The 22015-nt window shown below is 44.2% G+C and carries 18 protein-coding genes and 3 pseudogenes; 6 read left to right on the top strand and 15 right to left on the bottom strand.

Going from position 1 to position 22015, the window contains the following annotated elements:
* Nucleotides 1–48 precede the first annotated feature (48 nt).
* From DXB18_RS02520 to DXB18_RS02470, 11 genes and pseudogenes are all read right to left on the bottom strand, one after another.
* Nucleotides 49–708 carry a GIY-YIG nuclease family protein gene (locus DXB18_RS02520; protein WP_118705825.1) on the bottom strand — a complete coding sequence of 220 codons (660 nt, stop codon included), beginning with the start codon at nucleotides 706–708 and terminating at the stop codon, nucleotides 49–51.
* 132 nt (nucleotides 709–840) lie between these two features.
* Entirely contained in the window at nucleotides 841–1731 is an 891-nt protein-coding gene (locus DXB18_RS02515; protein ID WP_118705823.1) for a Fic family protein, read from the bottom strand.
* A gap of 184 nt (nucleotides 1732–1915) precedes the next feature.
* Nucleotides 1916–2107 (bottom strand): annotated as a pseudogene (locus DXB18_RS02510) (TnpV protein); the annotation flags it as partial.
* A gap of 20 nt (nucleotides 2108–2127) precedes the next feature.
* A complete protein-coding gene (locus tag DXB18_RS02505) occupies nucleotides 2128–3132 on the bottom strand; it encodes a PDDEXK nuclease domain-containing protein (RefSeq protein ID WP_347560835.1) in 1005 nt (334 codons plus the stop codon).
* 110 nt (nucleotides 3133–3242) lie between these two features.
* Nucleotides 3243–3878 (bottom strand): type IV toxin-antitoxin system AbiEi family antitoxin domain-containing protein, encoded by a 636-nt coding sequence (locus DXB18_RS02500; protein ID WP_243103111.1) that lies wholly within the window; start codon nucleotides 3876–3878, stop codon nucleotides 3243–3245.
* A gap of 193 nt (nucleotides 3879–4071) precedes the next feature.
* Complete coding sequence (locus DXB18_RS02495; protein WP_118705819.1) at nucleotides 4072–4437, bottom strand: TnpV protein; 366 nt, start codon at nucleotides 4435–4437, stop codon at nucleotides 4072–4074.
* A gap of 574 nt (nucleotides 4438–5011) precedes the next feature.
* Complete coding sequence (locus DXB18_RS16460; protein WP_243103108.1) at nucleotides 5012–5443, bottom strand: site-specific integrase; 432 nt, start codon at nucleotides 5441–5443, stop codon at nucleotides 5012–5014.
* Nucleotides 5444–5468: 25 nt separating this feature from the next.
* Nucleotides 5469–6050 (bottom strand): annotated as a pseudogene (locus tag DXB18_RS02485) (SNF2-related protein); the annotation flags it as partial.
* A complete protein-coding gene (locus DXB18_RS02480; RefSeq protein WP_118705813.1) occupies nucleotides 6031–6312 on the bottom strand; it encodes a VRR-NUC domain-containing protein in 282 nt (93 codons plus the stop codon). The gene DXB18_RS02480 and the pseudogene DXB18_RS02485, both read right to left, overlap by 20 nt.
* Before the next feature lie 251 nt (nucleotides 6313–6563).
* Nucleotides 6564–8849: a phage/plasmid primase, P4 family gene (locus DXB18_RS02475; protein ID WP_118705811.1), complete on the bottom strand. Its 2286-nt coding sequence runs from the start codon at nucleotides 8847–8849 to the stop codon at nucleotides 6564–6566.
* The gene (locus DXB18_RS02470) at nucleotides 8850–9263 is read right to left on the bottom strand and encodes a DUF4406 domain-containing protein (protein WP_118705809.1); all 414 of its coding nucleotides are present in this window, start codon (nucleotides 9261–9263) and stop codon (nucleotides 8850–8852) included.
* Nucleotides 9264–9610: 347 nt separating this feature from the next.
* Here DXB18_RS02470 and DXB18_RS16705 point away from each other — a divergent pair, with 347 nt between their 5' ends.
* The 6 genes and pseudogenes from DXB18_RS16705 (at nucleotide 9611) to DXB18_RS02445 (ending at nucleotide 14119) form a co-directional block, all read left to right on the top strand.
* Nucleotides 9611–9745 carry a hypothetical protein gene (locus DXB18_RS16705; protein ID WP_279220817.1) on the top strand — a complete coding sequence of 45 codons (135 nt, stop codon included), beginning with the start codon at nucleotides 9611–9613 and terminating at the stop codon, nucleotides 9743–9745.
* Nucleotides 9746–9750: 5 nt separating this feature from the next.
* Nucleotides 9751–10113, top strand: a complete 363-nt coding sequence (locus tag DXB18_RS02465; RefSeq protein ID WP_118705807.1) for a DNA ligase — start codon at nucleotides 9751–9753, stop codon at nucleotides 10111–10113.
* Nucleotides 10092–11228 (top strand): DUF2800 domain-containing protein, encoded by a 1137-nt coding sequence (locus DXB18_RS02460; RefSeq protein ID WP_118705805.1) that lies wholly within the window; start codon nucleotides 10092–10094, stop codon nucleotides 11226–11228. Before DXB18_RS02465 ends, DXB18_RS02460 begins: the two co-directional genes overlap by 22 nt.
* A gap of 14 nt (nucleotides 11229–11242) precedes the next feature.
* A pseudogene (locus tag DXB18_RS02455) lies at nucleotides 11243–11809 on the top strand (DUF2815 family protein).
* Nucleotides 11810–11884: 75 nt separating this feature from the next.
* Nucleotides 11885–12067: a hypothetical protein gene (locus DXB18_RS02450; RefSeq protein WP_118705803.1), complete on the top strand. Its 183-nt coding sequence runs from the start codon at nucleotides 11885–11887 to the stop codon at nucleotides 12065–12067.
* A 60-nt stretch (nucleotides 12068–12127) separates the two neighbouring features.
* Nucleotides 12128–14119, top strand: coding sequence for a DNA polymerase (locus DXB18_RS02445; RefSeq protein ID WP_118705801.1), 1992 nt, complete (start codon nucleotides 12128–12130; stop codon nucleotides 14117–14119).
* A gap of 55 nt (nucleotides 14120–14174) precedes the next feature.
* Here DXB18_RS02445 and DXB18_RS02440 read toward each other — a convergent pair whose 3' ends face one another.
* The 4 genes from DXB18_RS02440 to DXB18_RS02425 are packed head-to-tail and all read right to left on the bottom strand — an operon-like array spanning nucleotide 14175 to nucleotide 22015.
* Entirely contained in the window at nucleotides 14175–15497 is a 1323-nt protein-coding gene (locus DXB18_RS02440) for an McrC family protein (protein ID WP_243103105.1), read from the bottom strand.
* Complete coding sequence (locus tag DXB18_RS02435) at nucleotides 15478–17328, bottom strand: AAA family ATPase (RefSeq protein ID WP_118705797.1); 1851 nt, start codon at nucleotides 17326–17328, stop codon at nucleotides 15478–15480. Before DXB18_RS02435 ends, DXB18_RS02440 begins: the two co-directional genes overlap by 20 nt.
* A 25-nt stretch (nucleotides 17329–17353) precedes the next feature.
* A complete protein-coding gene (locus tag DXB18_RS02430) occupies nucleotides 17354–20026 on the bottom strand; it encodes a DEAD/DEAH box helicase family protein (protein WP_243103102.1) in 2673 nt (890 codons plus the stop codon).
* Between the two features lie 3 nt (nucleotides 20027–20029).
* Nucleotides 20030–22015, bottom strand: coding sequence for a site-specific DNA-methyltransferase (locus DXB18_RS02425; RefSeq protein WP_118705795.1), 1986 nt, complete (start codon nucleotides 22013–22015; stop codon nucleotides 20030–20032).

The following is a 22015-nucleotide window of genomic DNA, read 5'->3' as shown; positions in this document are numbered from 1 at the left end:
ATCATATGTTCTTATAATAAAATATTATCGGAACATAGTTGGTAAAAATTAAAATCCTATACGAGCTCTAATATCATTTAACCACTCGCCTTTATATTTAAAAAATCTCGGACCTGCAATCGAATATTTCTTTCCAGATATGAGTTTTGCAGCAGCTGTCAACGACATTTCTTTTCCTTGATACTCTACTTTTCTGTCCCCAACAACCTTGCACGTAATACTTGGATCATCATAATATTCGATTTCTTCTCCCACAAAAATTTGACATTTGGTAAAAGAAAAATTCTCTGCTTTTTCATGGCTCTCTGTGTCAATTTCCTGTGCCAACTGTTCTTCCTGTGCTTCTACATCACTTGGAACAACTAATTTTAGATTCTCCTTGCAATCATGAATTTCTGCCATTGCCTCCAAAATTGCGTATGCTTCTTCTGGCTTCATTGCGTAGAATTCACGCACTCTTTTCTGGCCATTAAATTCATCAACAGAACGCAAATCCGGATTTAACTTATCAATAATCGCATGTAACTTCAAATCTGACAATCTTGAATTCACTTCGTATGTAGCATATACTCGAAATGCAAACGGAATACATTCGCTGCGATTCAATTGCTTTAATCGTTTATCTATATCATCTGCATATCCTATTTTCACATAATCTGGAAAAGAAGGATTTGTGAGAATGTATATTACACCTTTTTTGTCATTCATATCCGCTTTCTCCATTTATAATTCAACTCTTTGCTTGCTTTTTTCAAAATACGGTTTTACCCATTGCACTGTCTCCAAAGTGTCAAATTGACACTTTGGGTCAAGCATTTGACACTTTGGAAATTAGCTTGTTTAATACCCAATCCTAAAATAATCCAAATACGCTTTATACTTGTCCTGTGCGGTCAGGCAGGTATCGGTCAGATAGCCTTTTTCGTTGTCCCATTCCTTTAGTCCACGGTAATAGAACAGCTTCAGATCGTCCTCGATGATGAACGGAACGATATTGTATTTCAGGCACTCCTTAAACATGATCAATCTGCCCACACGACCGTTACCGTCCTGAAACGGATGGATCCGCTCAAACTTCACATGAAAGTCCAAAATGTCCTCAAAGGTCTTTTCTTCCTTGGCGTTATATTCCGTCAGCAGGGCTTTCATTTTATCGGCAACTTCTTCCGGAAGGGCGGTATCCGTGCCGCCAACTTCATTCGGAAGTTTCTTATAATCGCCAACAGCAAACCAATCTTTTCTGGAATCGCTGGTGCCATTCTTCAAAACCAAGTGAAGCTCTTTGATGAACTTTTCCGTCAGAGCTGCTTTTGCATGATCAATGATCATGTCAATGCAGCGGAAGTGATTTGCTGTTTCAATCACGTCGTCCACGTTCAGAACTTCTTTTTCTACACCGATGGTATTGGTTTCAAAGATATATCTGGTCTGATCGTGCGTCAGTCGGATTCCTTCTATATGGTTGGAATTGTATGTCAAATCAATCTGTGTTTTGTGATAGATCCCGCCGGAGTATTTACTTGCCTTCTGTTCTTTCAGGATATCCAACAGAGTAATCGGCTCTTCTTTTCTTTTATTGGTACGCTCCGGTTTTTCTGCGTTTTCCGGAATGTTCCATGTCTTACCGGTAAGAAACGCACCATTCACACGCCCCTGGGCGCAGTAATTTCTGACACTACGCTCTGACACATCCCACTTTTTCGCTATTTCAGCAACTGAAAGATATCGCATCCATGATCCTCCACCATAAAATCTATCCCAAAAACTACGTTAATCTATTATATAGTATACCACGTTATCGGCAAAAATATCAATACCATTCAAAGTGAAATTGCTATGCTTTTTGCCGACACAGGAAATACTGCTTCTGGATATAGAAAGCCGGACTCCATCAAAAATGAAGTCCGGCAAGGCATTATCTATATACGATTTCTTTCAATACAATTTCTTCTGCCCGGTTTCGGATACTGTTCATAGCTCCGAGCCATGCCATCTGGTCGCTGGCTTTCAGTTCCTCTGTCACGCTCTCAGCGGCCTTCATCTGCTCAACAAACAGGGACAAACGCTCTTGTGCTTGCTCGTTCAAATCGGCAAGGTAAGTCCAGAGTCTGATAATTAGCCAGTAACTCATTTAATCCGTTTCTGAATATCTTCAACAGATGGCAGTTGCTTTTCTAGATTATCCGGCAAACTACTGGTTATTTTATATTCGCTTACCCCAATCGGCTTTGAAATATCCTTGAGTGAATATTCTGCAACCACATTGTTTTTGCTTTTGCACAGAAGCAAACCAATGGACGGATTATCCTGCTCTTTTTTCAAAATGCCGTCCACGGCTGACAGATAAAAGTTTAGCTGACCAGCATATTCCGGCTTGAAGTCACCGGTTTTCAATTCGATAACTACATAACAGCGAAGATTCAGGTTGTAGAACAACAAATCAATGTAAAAATCATCACCGCCCACATTCAGGTGATACTGATTCCCCAGAAATGCAAACCCTGTTCCAAGCTCCAGAAGGAGCTTGGTGACATCCCTAACAAGTGCCTGCTCAATATCCCGTTCCAGCATATCTTCTCTAAAAGGAATAAAATCAAAGACATATGGGTCTTTCATAGTCTGCACTGCTAATTCGCTTTGCGGAGACGGTAATCGGTGCTCAAAATTTGTGACCTTATCTGCCAAAACCTGCCGCTGATACAAGTTACTTTCAATCTGATGGATAAGAACATTTCGAGACCAGCCGTTTTCCGCTGATTTTTTAATATACCATTTGCGTTCATCCATATCAGCGACCTTATCCAGAAGAACTATATTGTGACCCCATGGAATTTGTGCAACAACCTGTTGCACAAATTCTCGGTCTGGATAAATCTCTGCGAATTTTGCCATATACTTCAAATTACGAACAGAATATCCTTTGCTTTCTGGAAAAGCAATTCGAATATCTGCTGCAAGGTTATCAATAAACTTGTTTCCCCATGATTTATGTTCATTGATTACGCAACCAATATTATAATAGAGAAGCAACATATCTGCATTCACATGAACTGCCGCACGATATTGTGCCGCAGTAATTTCACTCTTAATATTTTCAATAATGGAAAGATACTCAGCCGTATTCATTAACATACTCATCGCCTCGCTTTCACATAATTCCTATCATTATTTTCTCTATATAAGATGCTCATATACAATTCTTAAATAATTTAGGTAACCACATGAGCACAGATACAACCATATTAGCCATTCATCAGCACCGACATCAATTCGTTGACCTTCTTGTACACCCTTAGCTTTTTTGCATATATGGAAAGATTTTGCAGATTCTTCTTCTCATCCTTTGCATAAGCATTCAATGCCTTGCTAAATATTTCATGATCAAGCCTTGAACGATATTTGAAGCAATCACAAATCGTACGCTCTCGATCATATACGGAAAGCTTAACTCCGGAAAAATCATCCGCTACTCTCCCCAGTTCATATATTTCTGGTTGAACATAATACGTTTGCAAAGCCAGTGCATCTACTTCCAGTTTTGTCCGAGACATAGATCTTGGTACAGCAATAGACCATTTACGAGGAGCGAAATCGCTATAGCCATAATGAAAAAGGGCAGATTCTACACAGACAATTCCCTTTGGAATCAGCACTGCAAGAAGTTGCTCCTCAGAAGAGGTATCTGCCTCAGCAAGTTGATAATATCCGTGTCGAATGCGATCAAGGTATCCGGCATTGCACATGTTTACTACATCAGCAGCATGAATTCCTGCCTGAACAAAATCTGCTGCTTTGGCAATGCCATCCTTTTCTATAATAACTTGTTTTGCAATCGTTCTAATATCCACGTGTTCACCAACTTTCGTTTTTAAAATCACTCACATTTACTTTCTTTCTGTGTATGTATTTATTATAACAGCTGTGCTTTAATAAGCAATAATTTTACGCACATTTATTCAATATTTGTATGCGAAATTCTGCATTAATTCGCATTAAAATATTTCACATACAAAAAAGACCGGATGCCATCTCTCGTAGAATAACATCCAGTCTTGCTTATTTTACTCTTTATTACAGAACCAACTCATGAATTACAATCTTTTCTGCCCGGTTGCAGATGCTATTCATAGCTCTGACCCATGCCATCTGGTCACCGGCTTTCAGTTCCTCAGTTACGCCCTCAGATACCTTTATCTGCTCAACAATCAGGGACAAACGCTCCTGTGCCTGCTCGTTCAAATCGGCAAGATAAGTCCAGAGCTGTCCTTCCAGAACCAGATCGTTAAATCTCATAGGGCTATGCTCTTTCAGATACTCTCGGTGCATCCGCCCATATTTTCCGATAGGCCGTTCCTCATGGGGCAGCTTCAGATCCGGGATATAGTAATCTCCAACCAATACGTATTCGATATTGTTGATACTCTTTTTGTCTTTCATAAGCTTGACCTCGATTTCAAAATTTTTGTCACATCGAGACTCACTGGTGTAGTAGTGGTGTAGTAGCACTACCTTCAAGCCTGAAAAACCTTGATATTACAGGGGATTTTAGAGATTTCTGCAAATAATGCCGTGGCAAATAAAAAGCACTCTAATCATAATTTTCTCCTCCCGAAATGCCGCAAACTGCCGTAAACAGGCACAATTTGCGAACCCTGTAACGATTGTGATTTTTATTGTTCCTACACTTTATCGCAAATCGCAGCAGAATGCGGCAATTTACAGCAGTCAAACGTAGTCGTGTAGTAGTCGGATACGGCCTGTCCGTATACCATTTTTCTGCCTGAGCAATCGTTAAAATGTATGCACACTCCCCAATAGTGGGTGCATACGTTCTAACGATTGAATTTTTTTCTGTTTGTTGAATAAGTAAACGGGTTAAAACAGGCGATTCCTGCAAAAGATTTGATAACAATATTTCCTATTATTATATGGCAAACTGCCGCTGACATCAATCCCCAAAAAAGCGCACCCAGACTTCTCCAGGTGTGCTTGCCATATATCCTATTCTATTTTAGACGGCTCGGAACATACTCTGAGTCGCTACTTTCGGTTTCTCTGTCGTCTTTTCGACTTCTTTGCGGGCATCTTCCAACTCCTGCAGGCGAATCATCTCGTCCTTTGCATCATCCAGTCCAAGATGCGTATAAGTGTTCATGGTAACGCTGATATCGCTATGACCCATCAGATACTGCAGCGTCTTCGGATTCATCCCCGCACGGGCCATATTGCTGCAGTAGGTATGCCTGCAAACGTGTGGAGTAATGTTTGACATCTGAACCCGGTAAATATTATTGTATCGACCTACCATACTGTTGAACCGGTGTTCCCAGTGCATGGCCACCAGCGGCATTCCGTCTTTGTCTCTGAAAAGGAATCCAATATATCCATCCACCATTTTCTCGGGAAGATCGGTTGGCCTGTCCTCCAGAATGGCTCTGAACATCTGATACACTTCCTCCGTCATGCCTGAAATAGGAATTGCGGTACTGACCGATAAATCTGCCAAGACGCTCTCCCATATCAAGGCATCGAAATTCTGCGAACAGATCCATCAATCCATTACTGGATGGTGTTCCTGTAAGACCAATTACCCGGTTCAGTTTTGGTCTGACTTTCATAAAGGACTTGAACCTCTTTGACTGCCAGTTCTTGAACGAAGAAAGCTCATCCAGCACGCACATATCAAAATCGAATGGCAGTCCACTTTCATCGATCAGCCATGACAGGTTTTCACGGTTGATGATGTAAATATCAGCATCTGCCTGTAGTGCTGCGATTCGTTCTTCCTGTGTGCCGACCGCCACTGCATATTTCAGGTCAGACAGATGGTCCCACTTCTGTATCTCATCCGGCCATGAGACTTTTGCCACACGGATCGGTGCTACAATCAGCACCTTCCGAACTTCAAAGCTGTCATGCAGCATATCGTCAATGGCGGTGAGTGCAATACTGGTTTTCCCCAGTCCGCAGCCGAGTAATATTGCGGCTACTGGGTGCGTTTTGATATATTCGATGGCGTATTTCTGATATTCATGCGAATTGAATTTCATCAAGAATCCCTCCAATCTGCTCCGTGGCATCAAGGACATAAACCCGGAAACCTAATTTTTCTAATAACCTGTGTCTGGAAAGCTGCAAGGCTCTTGGTTTTTCTCCCGGTGCTTTTACTTCCACCATGCCAAACTTCCTGTGCGGAAGAAAAACCAATCGGTCGGGCATTCCATCAAAGCCCTGGCACACCCACTTAGGGCAGATGCCACCACGCCTTTTCACTTCCATCACTAACTGCTTTTCTATCTGTTTTTCTCGCAAGACTGACTCCTTTCATCAGCGGGATATTTTATAGGCGGTGACGCTCGTGTATCTCTATCCTTAAACCCTCTATATAGAATATTTTTTATATCCATATAGGACTTTTATATAGAGAGATACACGAGTGACATCTTTTTCGTTATTCCACTTTTTAGAAATGACTGTCCCGACCGTCACCACAATATATTGACCACCAAAATACACAGCGGAAAATATAAAAATCTATATTTTGAGTGTCATGACCGTCATCGTTACTCCAAGAAGTCCTGTCCGTCCTTCAGCTTTAAGCCGACAATGACACGACCGCTTTTCTTCCTGTAACGGAAAAATCCCGCTTTCTCCAGACTTCCGTAAAAGTCAGAAGTGCTTCTGACAAACTCGCCGCACTGAATGCACGACACCCTGTATTGCTGATACAGCTCCCCGGACTTCTCCGAATAAGACGGATCGACATCGCAGTGTTCCTCAATAAACTGCCCCAGCCAGTCGTTGTTCTCCCGATACTCTTTAATAGCATCAACCACCACCTGCGGCTCGGTGAACTTAAATCCCTTATTGATGGCGATCTCCGCACCCTCAATAATCCATTTCATGATGGCAGAGCCTGCGTGTTCAAAAAGGTAATCGGAAAAGTTCTTGATATCCGACTTGCCTGTGATTTTTGCATTGAAGGAAATGACGATCAGTCTGCGCCAGGTTCCGTCATCATTAGCAGACACCTTCGGCAGATGGTTGGTGTACAGCACCAGCGTATGGGACGGGTCGAAATGGAACTGGTCCTTATACTTCTTTTCTGCCTCAATAGGGTCAACGCTGCAGAGCTGCTTTACCATACCTGTGTTCAGTCGTGTGCCTTCTTCCAGCTCCGATGCAATGATGAGACGCTTACCTTTCAATTCTGCCATCTCAGGCTTCACATTGCGCTTGCAGTTCATGGTCAGTGCCTCAGCAGAGATTTTACCGGAGTAGTTTCCAAGCACACGAGCAATAGTGTTCCAGAAGGTGGACTTGCCGTTGGCACCGCCACCGTAAGCAATGATCATATGCTCCGCATACACCTTGCCGACTGCTGCCATACCTACGATTTCCTGCACATAGGAAATCAACGCCTTGTCCTTGCAGAAAAAGGTATCCAGAGTGTCCAGCCAAAGCTGCATCCCCTCATCTCCCGGAGAGCAATTTGTCACCTTAGTAATGAGATCATCCGGGTCATGTGGGTGGCCTCCTGCCATACCTTTGGTGAGGTCATAGGTCTGCTCCGGCGTATTCAGCAGCTCTGCAGCATAGTCCAGCTCCGAAACATCAATCGCCAGCATTGGCTTTGCAGCATTCTGCGTATTTACGATATTTTTGTAGTTGCGGTATTTCATGACGAACTTGTGGTAGGTCTGTGCACCCATCAGGGCATACAGCAGTCCAATTTTTGCGGCTGGAACAGCCTTTTCCAGCGTCTTACCACCTGCACGAACAGATTCTTCCGGCACTCCTGCTGCAATCAGTGCATCCTCTGCACTTTTGATGGCTTCGTTCGCATCGGCAAGCTGAATATCCAGGAAATTCTCCGTAATGCCAAGTGCCTTCTGTGTATCCTCATGCCAGCGGTCACCGCAGTAAGTAAGGAACCCTGTGGCATTGGTGAAACGCAGGCAGTCCATGTTTTCTCTCGACAGCACCTTTGCCTCGCCAATATCGGAATAATCCTCCGGCTTCAGGCTACCGGCACCGAACTCATCATTGAACTTGTCCGGTGGGATATATCCGTCCTGTGCCTGAACCTTATCGGCAAACTTCACAGCACTCTTCCAGATGGTATCCAGCTCCGCCTTTGACAGCGGCGGCTCACATTTCTCGGCACGCTTCATATACAGCTGATGTGCCTTGTCCGTGATTCCGAACTTCTTTAATACGCGCCCGGCAAAATGCGACATCGTATTGTTGCGGCTGCCCTCTGCAATAGAACCGCCCATATAAATTGGCATAGCGGCTTCTTCCTGCACCAGCATATCGGTTTCATCCAGGTCTTCATCAATCTGAAGAAAACCGTCATGCCACACCACATCGTCCTCCGTACATTTGCTCCCGAAGAAGAACCGGGCAGCATCGACTGCATTGTCATCAAAGAACGCATACTTTTTCTGAATCGCACTCTTGACCGCCGCATACAGTGTTGGATCGGTGTAGTCTGCTACCGGGAACAATACATGATATTTCGGACGAGCTGCTTTACCGTTCTTTTCCTTCATATGATTGCGGCTCGGAATCAGCACAAACTGCATATCCTCGAAGATTTCCGTGAGCTTGTCCGCTGTCAGCCATTCCTCCGGCTTTTCCGTGTGGTCATTATCGCAGTCAAGTGGGATGACCGATGACGAGATAAAGTTTTCGATGCTGCGATAGCTGTCCTTATACTTCGCAAACACCTGATCATGGGCGATTGCCTCGACCAGCTCTTTCTGATTGGTGATCTTCTTTTCGTGCGGATACAGGCAGTTCGCCGCTTTGCCGGTGCAATCCGCAGTATATAAAATCAGTTCCATTTAATCTGCCTCCTCGCAGTCTTCCGTAAAATAACGGATTTTCATGTTTTTTCGTTTTGCCTTGGCAATCTCGGCACTCATGCCTTCCATAACCGTTTCTCCGAACACCCACAGTTCCTCACATTTGCCAAGCAGCACCATGTCCATAAAAAGAGCAAGCTCCCGTTCCGCATCGTCATCCATGAACTGTGGAAACAGCAAATGCGGAGCAATCGGTATCGCTTTGCTGTCTACGGCATATCTGCTGTATTTTTTCGCTCTTTCTATATTCCCGGATACATCCCCGGAAAATGGACTGCATATATACACAAGCGGTCGATACCTCGCAGCTTTTTCCTCTCGCTCGACTTTTGAGAGTGCCTCATAGGTCGTTGGGTCATAATAGCCCTCGCTGTTAAACTTACTGATAGTCATCAAATCCCTCCTTTCCGATTAGTAGGGATAGACCTCTCCCTCTGGCAGTTATGTATTGCGATTTTAGCTTTTTCCGTTTTGTGAGCTGTATCTATATAAAAATTTCCCGACATATTTTCCCTATATAAAAAGGAAGTCCCGTCCACAGGTTGTGTGCCTGTGAACGGGACTTTTTCTGTAAAACGGAAAACTGGCGAATTTTAATACATATCTGCTGTCGAGGGAAGAACGAAAAATATTTTTTCAGAAATCCACTCACAAAACGGAAAAACAGCTTTCCAAAATACATAGCTGTCAGAAAGGGATAAACCTTTCGGAAACGGAGGTGCTGCAAATTGCAGGATGCGATGCGAGAACACACACAGCCGCTTGAGCCGGATGCAGTTGATGATGAACTCATTGATGTTCTTATCACCATCAGCGTGGTAGCCAAGAGGCTGGCAGAAAAACTGAAAACCAAAGCAGAAAACGACAAGGAGTAATGACCATGAGTAAAATGAGCGAACTGTCGTTGGTACTCGATGAACTGATTACCTGCGGCGAGAACATGATCAAGGCAGCAAATGCCCTGAAAGAAATCTTTTCTTCTCCTACAGAAGAAATCAATACTGCTCCGGCAGTAAAGACGGACAAGCCTGCTGAACCGGCAGACAAACCGCCAGCCAAGACCTATGAATTCACCGATGTGCGAAAAGCATTCTCGGCAAAATCCCATGAAGGATACACCGAACAGGTCAAGGCTCTCATCACCAAATACGGAGCAAGCAAACTCAGCGACATCAAGAAGGAAGACTATCCTGCACTGATGTCTGACCTGGAGGTGATCGGATGCCACAGCACGCACGATTAAACTCCTCTGCAAGCTATCGGTGGTTAAACTGTCCGCCCAGCGTTCTGCTGAGTGAAAAGTATCCAGACCAGACAAGTCCATATGCAATGCAGGGCACCGATGCACATACACTTTGTGCTTATCTCGTAGAAAAGGCGCTGGGCAGGGATTCTCCTGACCCGACAGAGAACCTCGATTACTACGACCAGGAAATGCAGAATTGTGCCGAAGGCTATGCTGCTTTCGTTATGGAAGAGTACGGCAAAATCAAGCAGACCTGTTCCGATGCAGATGTTCTCATCGAGCAGAGAGTCAGCTTCGCCCAATGGGTGCCGGAAGGCCTCGGTACTGCCGATTGCATTATCCTTGCAGACGGCGTGGCAGAGGTCATTGATTATAAACACGGTCTTGGCATTCTGGTGAGTGCCGAAACCGAGGAATTCGGCGGCAATCCACAGCTGATGTGTTACTGCCTTGGTGTTATCCAGATGTTTGACGGCATCTATGACATTGACACCGTAAAGATGGCAATTTATCAGCTGCGTCGGGATAACATCAGTATTCACACTATGACAAAGGCGGAGCTTCTCCGTTTTGCGGATGAGGTGCTTGCACCTACTGCACAGCTTGCCTTAAAGGGCGAGGGGGATTTCAAAGCCGGAAGTCACTGTCAGTTCTGCAAGGCAAAAGCCACCTGCCGCAAGCGTGCCGAATACAACCTGGAGCTTGCGAAATATGACTTTGCCATGCCCGCAGAACTGGAAGATTACGAAATCGATGCAATCCTTATGAGAATCGACCAGTTCACTTCCTGGGCAGCCGATGTAAAGGAATACGCATTAAACCAGGCTTTGCTTGGTACGGACTACGGTCACTTTAAGGTGGTCGAAGGCCGCAGCAATCGCAAATATGTAAGTGACGATGATGTTGCATCGGCAGTCCAAAAAGCCGGATATGACCCATACAAGAAAAAGCTCCTGGGTATTACGGCAATGACCTCGCTTCTCGGTAAGAAGAAGTTTGAGGAACTGCTTGGCAATCTTACTTATAAACCGCCGGGCAAACCAACATTAGTTTCTAAGACGGACAAGCGTCCGCCAATGAAAAATACAGCAGAAAATGATTTCAAAGAGTAAAGGAGACCACTATTATGAAAACTTTCACTAACCCTACTAAAGTCGTAACCGGCATCTGCACCTTCAGCTATCTTAATTGCTGGGACCCGAAGTCGATTAACGGCGGCACCCCTAAGTTCAGCGTTTCGCTGATTATCCCTAAGAGCGATACCAAGACCATTGAGAAAATCAAGGCAGCAATCCAGGCAGCCTACGAGGAAGGTCAGGCAAAGCTGAAAGGCAACGGAAAGAGCGTTCCGGCTCTCTCCGTTCTCAAGACTCCGCTTCGTGACGGCGATGCAGAGCGTCCCGATGATGAGGTCTAGGTCTACAGAAACAGCTACTTCATCAACGCCAACTCCGCTACTGCTCCCGGCATCGTAGATGCTGACCGCAATCAGATCATTGACCGTTCGGAGATGTATTCCGGTGTTAAGGGTCGTGCTTCCATCAACCTCTACGCCTTCAACTCTAACGGCAACAAGGGCATTGCCTGCGGTCTGAACAATCTCCAGAAGATTGCAGACGGCACTCCTCTCGGCGGCAAGTCCCGTGCAGAAGATGACTTTGCAACTGCGGAGGATGAGGATTTCCTCAACTAATAACAATCGCAACTATGACAATCCGGGTGGCAGGGAAACCTGCCGTCCACTATCAGAAAGGTAAGGTGACAACCTATGACAATGGAACTTGTAAACACACTGATTGACGCATCCATCCGGGGTACACTTCTTGGAATCACGATGTTTTTCTGGGGCTGTGCTTTGATTGCAGTATGGAAATGGCTCTTCGGACTTGCAAAGAGGTTCTTCCACTGGCTCTGCCCCAACTTCCGTAAAAACAAATCTGACAAGCAGTAATCCACACGGGGCGGCAGCCGAGCAAGCTGCCGCCCTTATTCTTATAGATCGGAGACAATCATGAACGATAAAATTATTTCACTCAGTATTGACCTGGAAACCTACAGCAGTGTGGACTTGAAGAAATCCGGGGTATATCCCTATGCGGAAAGCTCGGATTTTGAGATTCTGCTATTCGCTTATGCGGTAAATGAGGGCGAGGTGCAAGTCGTAGACATTGCCTGCGGGGAAAAAGTCCCCTATGAGATTTTGCAGGCACTGACCGATGATACGGTTACGAAATGGGCATATAACTGCCAGTTCGAGCGTGTGTGCCTGTCTTACTGGCTGAGAAGAAATTATCCGCAGTATTTCAGCAGCTACAGCATTGCGGAGGACTCCGTCGGAAACTATCTTGACCCGACTTCGTGGAAATGCTCCCGTATCTGGGGAGCCTATATGGGACTTCCATTATCCTTGAAGGGTATTGGTGCTGTCCTGAAACTTGACGAGCAGAAGATGGAGGAAGGCTCTGACCTTATCAAATACTTCTGCAAGCCGTGCCGCCCCACTAAAAAGAACGGTGGCCGTACACGGAATCTTCCAGCACATAATCCAGAGAAATGGGTGCTGTTCAAAAAATATAATAAGCGCGATGTTGAGGTGGAGCTTGCTATCAAAGAAAAGCTGGCAAAATTCCCTGTGCCGGATTTCGTATGGGACGAGTATCATCTCGACCAGGAAATCAACGACCGCGGCATCTTACTGGATATGCATTTCGTAGAACAGGCAATTACAGTAGATGCACAGACCAAGGTGTATCTCCGCAGTAAAATACAGGAGCAGACAGGACTTGAGAATCCCAACAGTGTAGTCCAGATGAAAGGCTGGCTTTCAGATAACGGTGGGCAGGCAGAATCTTTGGATAAGAAAGCCGTAAAAGAGCTGATCTCCAACAGCGAGGAACATATCGCTGATGTGCTGTCCTACCGACAGCAGCTCGCTAAATCTTCTGTCAGCAAATACACCGCCATGCAGAATGCTGTCTGTGCCGATGGCAGGGCAAGGGGTATGTTCCAATTCTACGGTGCCAATCGTTCCGGGCGCTGGGCAGGCAGACTGATTCAGCTGCAGAATCTTCCGCAAAATCATATGGACGATCTGGAAGAAGCACGAAACCTTGTCCGTGACGGCAACTTTGCCGCTTTGGAAATGCTCTACGATAACATTCCAAATGTACTGTCGGAGCTGATCCGCACCGCCTTTATTCCCAAACCAAGATACAAGTACATCGTTTCCGATTTCAGTGCAATTGAAGCTCGTGTGCTTTCTTTCCTTGCCGGGGAGCAATGGCGTGTTGATGTATTCAAGGCGGGAAAAGACATCTACTGCGAATCGGCATCACAGATGTTCTGCGTTCCTGTCGTGAAAAATGGCATCAACGGTCATCTACGACAAAAAGGCAAAATTGCAGAACTAGCTCTTGGCTACGGCGGCTCTGTCGGTGCTTTAAAGGCAATGGGTGCTTTGGATATGGGACTTTCTGAGGACGAGCTGCAGCCGCTGGTAAATGCCTGGCGTTCTTCCAATCCTCACATCACGCAGCTATGGTGGGATATTGATGCAGCGGTCAAAAAAGCTGTGATGTACAAAACCTCTGTGCAGTCACACGGTTTCAGGATTTATTACAAAAGCGGTATGCTGTTCATTGACCTTCCGTCCGGCAGACGGCTTGTGTATGTAAAACCCCGTATGGGTACAAACCAGTTCGGTTCTGACTCTGTTACCTACGAGGGCATCAATACCGGTAAGTGGACGAGAATCGATAGCTACGGTCCCAAATTTGTGGAGAACATCGTTCAGGCGGTCAGCAGGGATATTCTCGCTTATGCAATGAAAACCCTCTCGCACTGCTTCATCTGCGGCCATGTACACGATGAACTCATCATCGAGTGCAGTCCAGACGTATCGCTCTCCGCGGTGTGTGAGCAGATGGGTAGAACCCCTCCGTGGATTAGTGGCTTGCTGCTCCGGGCAGACGGGTACGAATGCAACTTTTATCAGAAACAGTAAAAATACGGCAGCAGTGCTGACCTTGGTTTGGTCAGTACTGCTGCCGCATTTCTGTTTAGGATTGCTCAAATATCTTCACAAATTCCTCTTCACTGTTTTTAATTTCTGCTACAAATTCCTTGTATTCACCAACATCGGTGGGGATTTTTAAACCGTGCTTTATAATGCTTACATCATCCCTCGGCGTTACATTTTCCTCATAGGTAGAACCACAATTCATCCTAAGCTTCATATCATCCGCACCTTTTGATTCTGGATAGAGATAATATCCGACTTTAGCATCAAAGCGAAACATATACGCCAGCACCTGCAAGTAGTCTCGGTTGCCAATATTCTCTGTTGGTTTATATTTAGCATCGGCAATCAGGCGATTTGTATTGCTCTTGCTTATAAAATCTGGATAGATCAAACCATTATTTCCTTCAAATAATCGCTGTGCCCCCTTGTCGTCCTTATTCATCGGATGATAGAATTTTTCACCAATCAGCAAATAAAGATACTCTTCCCACAACCAGGCACCATCAACTAAAATACCATATATTTGCTTGGAACCTGTACCAATTTGATGCTTTTGGCGTTGGAGGATTAAGATGCATAAACGCTGAAGTGAAAGATATTCTCTGTAATATGCATGATGAACCATATTCCGTTTATTCCGTTCTATAATTTTAGCTCTACTATATGGTTCATATTTTGCCGTCACATCAATGACAAGTTTTACTTCTTCCTTTGCTTTTGCAAGAATCTTGTTCCCATATGGTTTATGCTTGATAAACTCAATCGTATGTCGGACTAATTCCATCAGAGCATTATCATAGGAAAACTCTCGCTGCGTATATGCCACGTTTCCTGTAAACGGGGTGTTTAATCGAATCTGCCTTGCAATATCAATAGTTCCTTTTACATTTCCATCATTATATCTGCGGCTGATATATTCTTTATACAGTCCCTTTCTCATCGCAGATTTAAGATAATAGGGGAACAGAAACAACAAGAAATTGTAGATGCGGTTATCCTGATCCGCATCTGTTTCCAAATCCACAAGATTAGGAAATGCCATAACTTTTTCAAGTAAATATTGGAAAAAGTAATCACTATCTCCGCTAAAGCGTGATTCGATAATGAGTCGTTCATTTCCGCAGCCAAGGAACCCCATTACATTTCCCGACACATAATTATCATTCACGCTTTGCAATATTACCTGATCGCGTGTTATATCGGCTGCGTCCTTTACTATTTCAGGGAAAACAAATATACCTTCTCGTTCCAGCTGTTCTAAAGTCTTATCTACAATTTTGTCGGAAAGAGCTTTTATATCAGCAAAGGATTGTTTTTTCTGCTGTGAATTATCCTTAATCCTAAGCAGTTTCATTTTCATCACCGTCAGCTGGTTTCTGATAGCCATATGCTCTTTCGAATTTTGTCATAATTCCCTTTTCATCGTACATTCCCTGTATGTACTCTTGCAGAAGTGGCTGTAGATAATCCGTCCATAATCGTTCAAAATCAAGGGTCTTCAGCTTAAGAAAATAGGATGCACCGATCTGATAATTTTCATTCAAATCCTCTACTTCGGCAATGGCCTTGTTGAGTGCAGTCATCCTCTTGATGGCCTCGGCTTCCAATTCTTCATTATCCAGAGAAGCTAACATCTCAAGCCTGGCATCTGCCTTAATTTCCACAAAACGAAATCTTCTTCGCATTGCAAAATCGAAGCTATCCACAGAACGGTCAATATCATTCATGGTGCCGATGATGTACACATTTTCCGGGATATAGAATTTCTCATCCGGATTAGAATGCATATTTGCATATTGCGTAGAGATTTCACCCGATTTTCCCCGATACCCAGGATCAATAGCAAAGAACAATTCCCCAAATATCTTGGAAATCTCACCACGGTTTATTTCATCAATAATGAAAATGTACTTCTTCAGTTTTTCCAATCTGATAGGTGTCTTGGGTGCTGCAGCCTTCTTTGCCTTGATTGCTTTGTAGATAGCGAAATCATACGAAAATCCCTGTGTGGCAAAAGACTTTCCCAAAAATGTTGTAATATCCTTTATTTTTTCAAATTTCTGCCCGGACTCAAGCATCATTCGGACTTCATCTAAATTCAGTGAAAGCCTGTTAACAGTTGCATTACCCGGAATAGAAATATTAATATGGCTGTCATCCACGCTGGTTATAGTGAATTCGTTACCATTGATTGTCTTAAATGTATCCACGCCCAATTCGATACCTGAAAAGAACTCTGTCATGGATTCCTGAGCAGAATGTTCCTTTTCGATTGTTTCCTTGGATTTTAACGAGTCTTCATAATTTTTCCTTGCACGAGCCACGAATTTTTTGAAAATTCCATCCTGAAGTTCGAATCCCATCGTTCCGTCATCTTTGACAATTGGGCGCAAGCCTTCTACAAAATCAGCATAATCATAGCTTGGATGAAACTGCACAAATTCTACCTGTTTCTTCTGCTCGTCAGAAAGTAGCGTATAATCATCAAAATATCCATCACTAATGATGTCTGCTGCAATTTCCTTTGCAAGATAGGACTTACCTGTACCAGGCGCTCCTCTGAAAATCAGATTTTTTGATTCGATCAGCATGGAAGAATATTCGTTTCTGTATCCTTTGAACTGCTGCACAAGTTCCTCTTGAACAGCGGATTCCGTTTCTTCCGCTTTATTTTCCTTCTCGTCTTTTTCACGATATGTCAGGACAAATTGATCTCCACGATTTCCGAAACGCTTCAAGCACTCCTGCACAAAATAAACCGTAGAAAAGATATTCCAGCTATATATAACAAACTGTCTACCATTATCATAACCATAGGTGAGGTACTCGATGGTATTTCTATGCTTTTTGAATTCATCCACACTTGAATAAATGCCGCAAATCATTTCCTTTTCCGGATTATATTTGCAAACTGGAAAGCGTTCTTTATCTTCTACAGACATGGCAGATATTTGCTTTTCAAATACCTGAAATGCGATACGTGGCAGCGTCTGGTTTGTATTTCTTCGTTCGCCTTTGCTGTACGAACGCTTGATAATATCCCCATTTTCCTTTCTGAAATATGCATCGAGTGGCTTATAATTATCACCAAGGGATAGATTGTCCATAGTAAACCTTTCATCGGTCGATTGGACACTATCAGCAGTAATGAGCAATTCATACTTTTCCTGCCTATCTTTTCCTGAATCCATGCATCACCCCCCTGCTTATACATCATCATTTTCCATATGGTGCCGGTTCTTCAGCAACCATACTCAAATATTGCTTAGAATGATTTGTTGAAATAGTTGCTCTTTCACTCAAATCTGCAAGCTCTGCATCAAACTCTTTCATACGGTTTTCCTGATTAAAGAAATGGAGTCCCCAAATTCTGTAGTCATTGTCGTCCACAAAAGTGGTAGTTGGCACAGCATCTGCCTTTAACTGGAGCAGAAATTTTTCTTTCCACGCATCCTTTTCGAGGAGTTGTGTGCCCTTTGGCTCGATAAAAATCTGGAGTTGCTCAAATCCATCTGTTTTGTCCCTTTGCAGGAAAAGGACATAGTCAGGCTCGAAACGTTCACCATCTTCAAACGAATAGATGTGAAATTCCCGCTCGTTTCTGACAAGATAAATGCGGTTATACACCTTTCTTAAATCATCAACATATCCACGGAAGTAAGCGACAAATGCCTTCTCTTCCGAGGTTCCGTAGTTATCGGTATAGACAAACCAGTCCTCCGTGGTAAGATCGATTTTCCAATCGCTCTTTACGGACGGATCATTCTGTGAGATACCAACACCTCCATCGTGTGGATCGGTATAATTGACCGTCTTGTTGCGAAAAACATCTCTGATGTTCCTTGCCCTGAATGTCTTCGTTCCTCGGTATGTTTCTTCAATGCCGGAAATGGAACCCGCAATCTTTCCGAGTACATAGAAAACGGCCGAATAGAGAGTTTCCATAGTCGGATGCGCATCCTTGCTCTGAATGTCGATGCGGACAGCACCGAGGTATTCATTATCCGTGATGAACTGCCTCGTGGATGTAACATTAGGGAAATAGGAACGCAGGGTATTAAACTTAAAAATCGGGTATTTCATCAAAGCCTTGTTAACAATTGCATAATTAATGTCTGCGATTTCCTTGATGGTCATATGCGCTGTCTTCAAGTTGAAGGCAAGGTCGACACCCTGTGAGGTTTCTATCATAACAGAATCGATGCCGGAGGCTCCCGTTGCCGCTTGGAAACGATATATATCATCCCTTACGGTCGGCGAAAGGCCACGCACATCTCTTCTATCTTTTACCTCCCTGTCATTTAGGAAGATTAAGCCCTGTCGGTATATGTCGGTGGCTTTGAAATCATCTTTAAGAACATATTCACGCTGCACGATTTTGTCGGTATCCAGACCAATTTCACGCAGGGCATTACGCAGCTCCGTCACATAGCGATGGTCATTCTGACAATGATAATAGAGCGTCTCGCAGACACGCATTTCGCAGGTTATATCCTCGTCATATTTTCTCTGAAACTTCGGCTGCTCATCATCAAGCTGAAATGGGCAGTATCTTGCACCACGTCCGATTAGCTGTGCTTCCGCTATCGTGGCGGGAGCTATTTTTTTGCCGCTGGACTGCCTCGTTTCATAAAGGCGGACGATATCAAACAGGTTGAGGACATCCCATCCCTCATCCAACTTCTTGACCTCAAAGATTGCACGGTAAGGATTGTCCTCATCTTCAAGAGAATTCAAAAGTATCTGTTTCTGCGTGGCATCCTTATCATCATTTACGGAAACGCAATGCTCCTCGGAAAAGTCATCACGGAGCTCTGCAGCAAGCGTATCAAAAGAAATACCGTTGTTAGCGAAATAAGCAAAGGCTTTGTGCATGACCTCATTATTAACAGCAGTGGAAAGACTGCGCAGCTGTGCGCCGGTCAGCTTTTTCACTGTCTCTATAAACTCAACCATAAAGTCTTTACTGTCTGCAATCTTCGCAGCCTTAAAAAGTACAACAGGCTTAATCCCGAGACGATGATCCTGAAATACCTTCAAACGATATTGACTGAGTACAAGTGCCTGCAAAGCCCTCTCCATGACGGTCAAATCGGAACGTAACGTGATGATGTCCTTGGAATACCTATCACCATAAAACTTCGCCAGAGCATAGTCGAAGATGATCTTGTTCTCATATGCCGTACGGATTGCTGGGTTAGCAAGATCGCAAGTCGCTGTAAACTCCAGCAGGATGTTTTCAGCATTTCGGCTAAAAATATTCTTTACGGTCTGCTCCCAAGAATGATAGCTTGACTCCTCATCTGCTGACATTTTCTTTTTAGTATCAACGTTCAGATGGTGCGCCTCATCGGAAATCAGAACCACCTTCTGTTCGTCAAAGTCATCAAAGGACATACCATTTTCCTTTGCCATCCACATATCCATATGGAGTCCCTGAGTAGTGGTAAAGCAGATGTTGATGGCATTCTGGTCTGAGTACTGGAAATTGTCTACTTGATTGATGCGGATGCGCTCTCCGTCCAGCACAATCTCATCTGCGAAAAGATACTTTGAGGATATCGAATTGCAGAAATTCTCCCGTGTCTTTTCAAGAATATTAGAAAGGTTAACAAAGAACAGAAAATTCCGATACCCCTGTTTGTAGAGATACAGCATCAATCCCGCCATAATCAGCGTCTTGCCGCTGCCTGTCGCCATGTGGAAAAGCACCTGCGTAGGCTTCGGACGTTTACTACTCTCGAAATGTGTAATAAAGTTTTCAAACGCCTGTTTCTGATACGGGCGCAGCTCGAAATTTGGATTCAGGTTCTCCGGAATGTAGGAGGGGAGAACAGCACTGCTACCGTATTCACGCAAGGCGTCTATTTTTTCGTATAAGAATGCCATCGATTATCCCTCCCTGTAAAAGCTCCTCGTGAACGCTTTGTCCTCGTCGGAGATGCCGAACTCCGCATCATCAATATCGCAGTAGTTCACATACAGGAGATTTTTGTCCAAAATCTCCATAAGGAACCGCTTCTTGTCATCCAGCGAAAGTGCGGCGTAATCATCAGCAGCCGCATCGATATCAGCCGGATTCACCTTGTAGCTGATAAAGCCGGACTTTACCATCCTACCGTAAATATCGGACAAGTCAGCATCATCAGTAGCGGCTTCGATTTCTTCCACAATTGTCTGGTTGAGCTTTGCCAGTTCGCAATAGACAAAGGAACCGCCACCTTGCCACTTCACAGCCTTTGAAACTCCGGTGCTATCCCCTTTAATGACAGATTCAAGGCGAACAGTTGAGTCATCGTCTCCATATTCAAGCTGCTCAACCCCTATATACCTACGGCCTATCTTGTGTGCAACTGCACAGGTTGTACCACTGCCAAGATGATAATCAAGGACAATATCCCCCGGATTGGACGCCATCTCAAGGATTCGGCGTATGAGTTTTTCAGGTTTCTTTCCGCCTTTTAATGTCACGCCGCCTTCCCTTGCGATGCCCTCATATGGTGTGTCTGTCCAGATGTTAGAAACCTGCATTGATGGGACGAGTTCACCATCCACCTCATGCAGTTTTTTTGAATAAAAGGCAATCTCACGACCTTTATGAACATAAACCGTGTATTGTCCTTCTCGCTCAACTGTGAGTATGCGTTCGGGTTTCTTTTTAGACTGGTCGCGTGCTTCCACTACTGCTTGCCCAGCGTTATTTCCTATTGCAACAGATTGGAATACACAATCTGCGTGCTCAAATGCGAATTGTGCAACCATCTCATCTACGACTGGTTTACCAAGTTCATCACGCATCGCCTTTGCATCATTATAACCATGCTCCTCCGCCAACACATCGATAATATCCCTGATTATCCACTCGCTGGCAGGGGCTTCCTTATTGACCACAACAGACTTGTAGTTCGCGTCATATCCACTTTCAACATATTGAGGATTGTATTTCCATGCCCGTTTGCTCTTGGCAAATCCTAAAATATACTCGGCAGTTTCAAAGACACCGGGGTTTACCGATGCAAATCCTGACGGGGATTTTGTCTTCACGGTGATCTTGTTGATGAAGTTTTCGACACCGAATATATCTTTGAGGAGACAGTGAAGTTCACCTACACCATCGTCGCTAATCTGAACGAACAAAGCACCATCGTTAGATAACAGTCTCCGCGCAATTTCCAGACGATTCTTCATGAACACAAGCCAAGAAGACAACTTGAAGTTGGAGTTATATGCGAAAGTATCCTCATCTTTCTTCACATTGAAATAATAGGGCGGATCTATGTAAATGCACTTCACTCTTCCTTCAAACACCTTCAGCAGAGAACTTAATGCGAGCAGATTGTTGCCACGGATGATTAAGTTGTCATTGTCACGAAATTCCAAGGTGTCCTCAATACCATCTGCGGTATATCTCTTAGCGCCTCCGAGCACTTTAGGCATCAATAGTCTATCCACCTCTCCAGGCACTAAACTCTCATTATAAAAGACCTCATCGCGACCTTGCTCATTCTTCGTCTGACCACCTTCAAGAACACAATCTTTATAGGGGAAGACAAGCTCCACTTTACCAGAAGCAGAAATCAGCGCACCAGTTTCATCGGCAAGCCCAATCTTATTCTTGAAACGGGTATAACTATCCGGCAGGAATTGCCGATTGTTGACCACCCAGGCAAAGCCTATCTTGTCAAAGACCTTCACACCATTGACTTCTGCAAAGAAGCGAGTGCGTGTTTCATCGTTCGTAAGAAGAATCTGGATAAGATTCTCATCCATCTTCATTGCAGCCTCATAGACCGCATTACGCAGGAAAGTGCCATCCTCGGCAACAAACCTCTCGTCTGATTTCAGTACCGTCAGTACGGTTTCATAAAAATTCGTCAT

Origin of the sequence: Clostridium sp. OM02-18AC (assembly GCF_003481825.1) — a bacterium.
In the GTDB taxonomy this organism is placed as follows: domain Bacteria; phylum Bacillota; class Clostridia; order Lachnospirales; family Lachnospiraceae; genus Brotaphodocola.
This window is presented reverse-complemented; position numbering and strand designations above follow the sequence as displayed.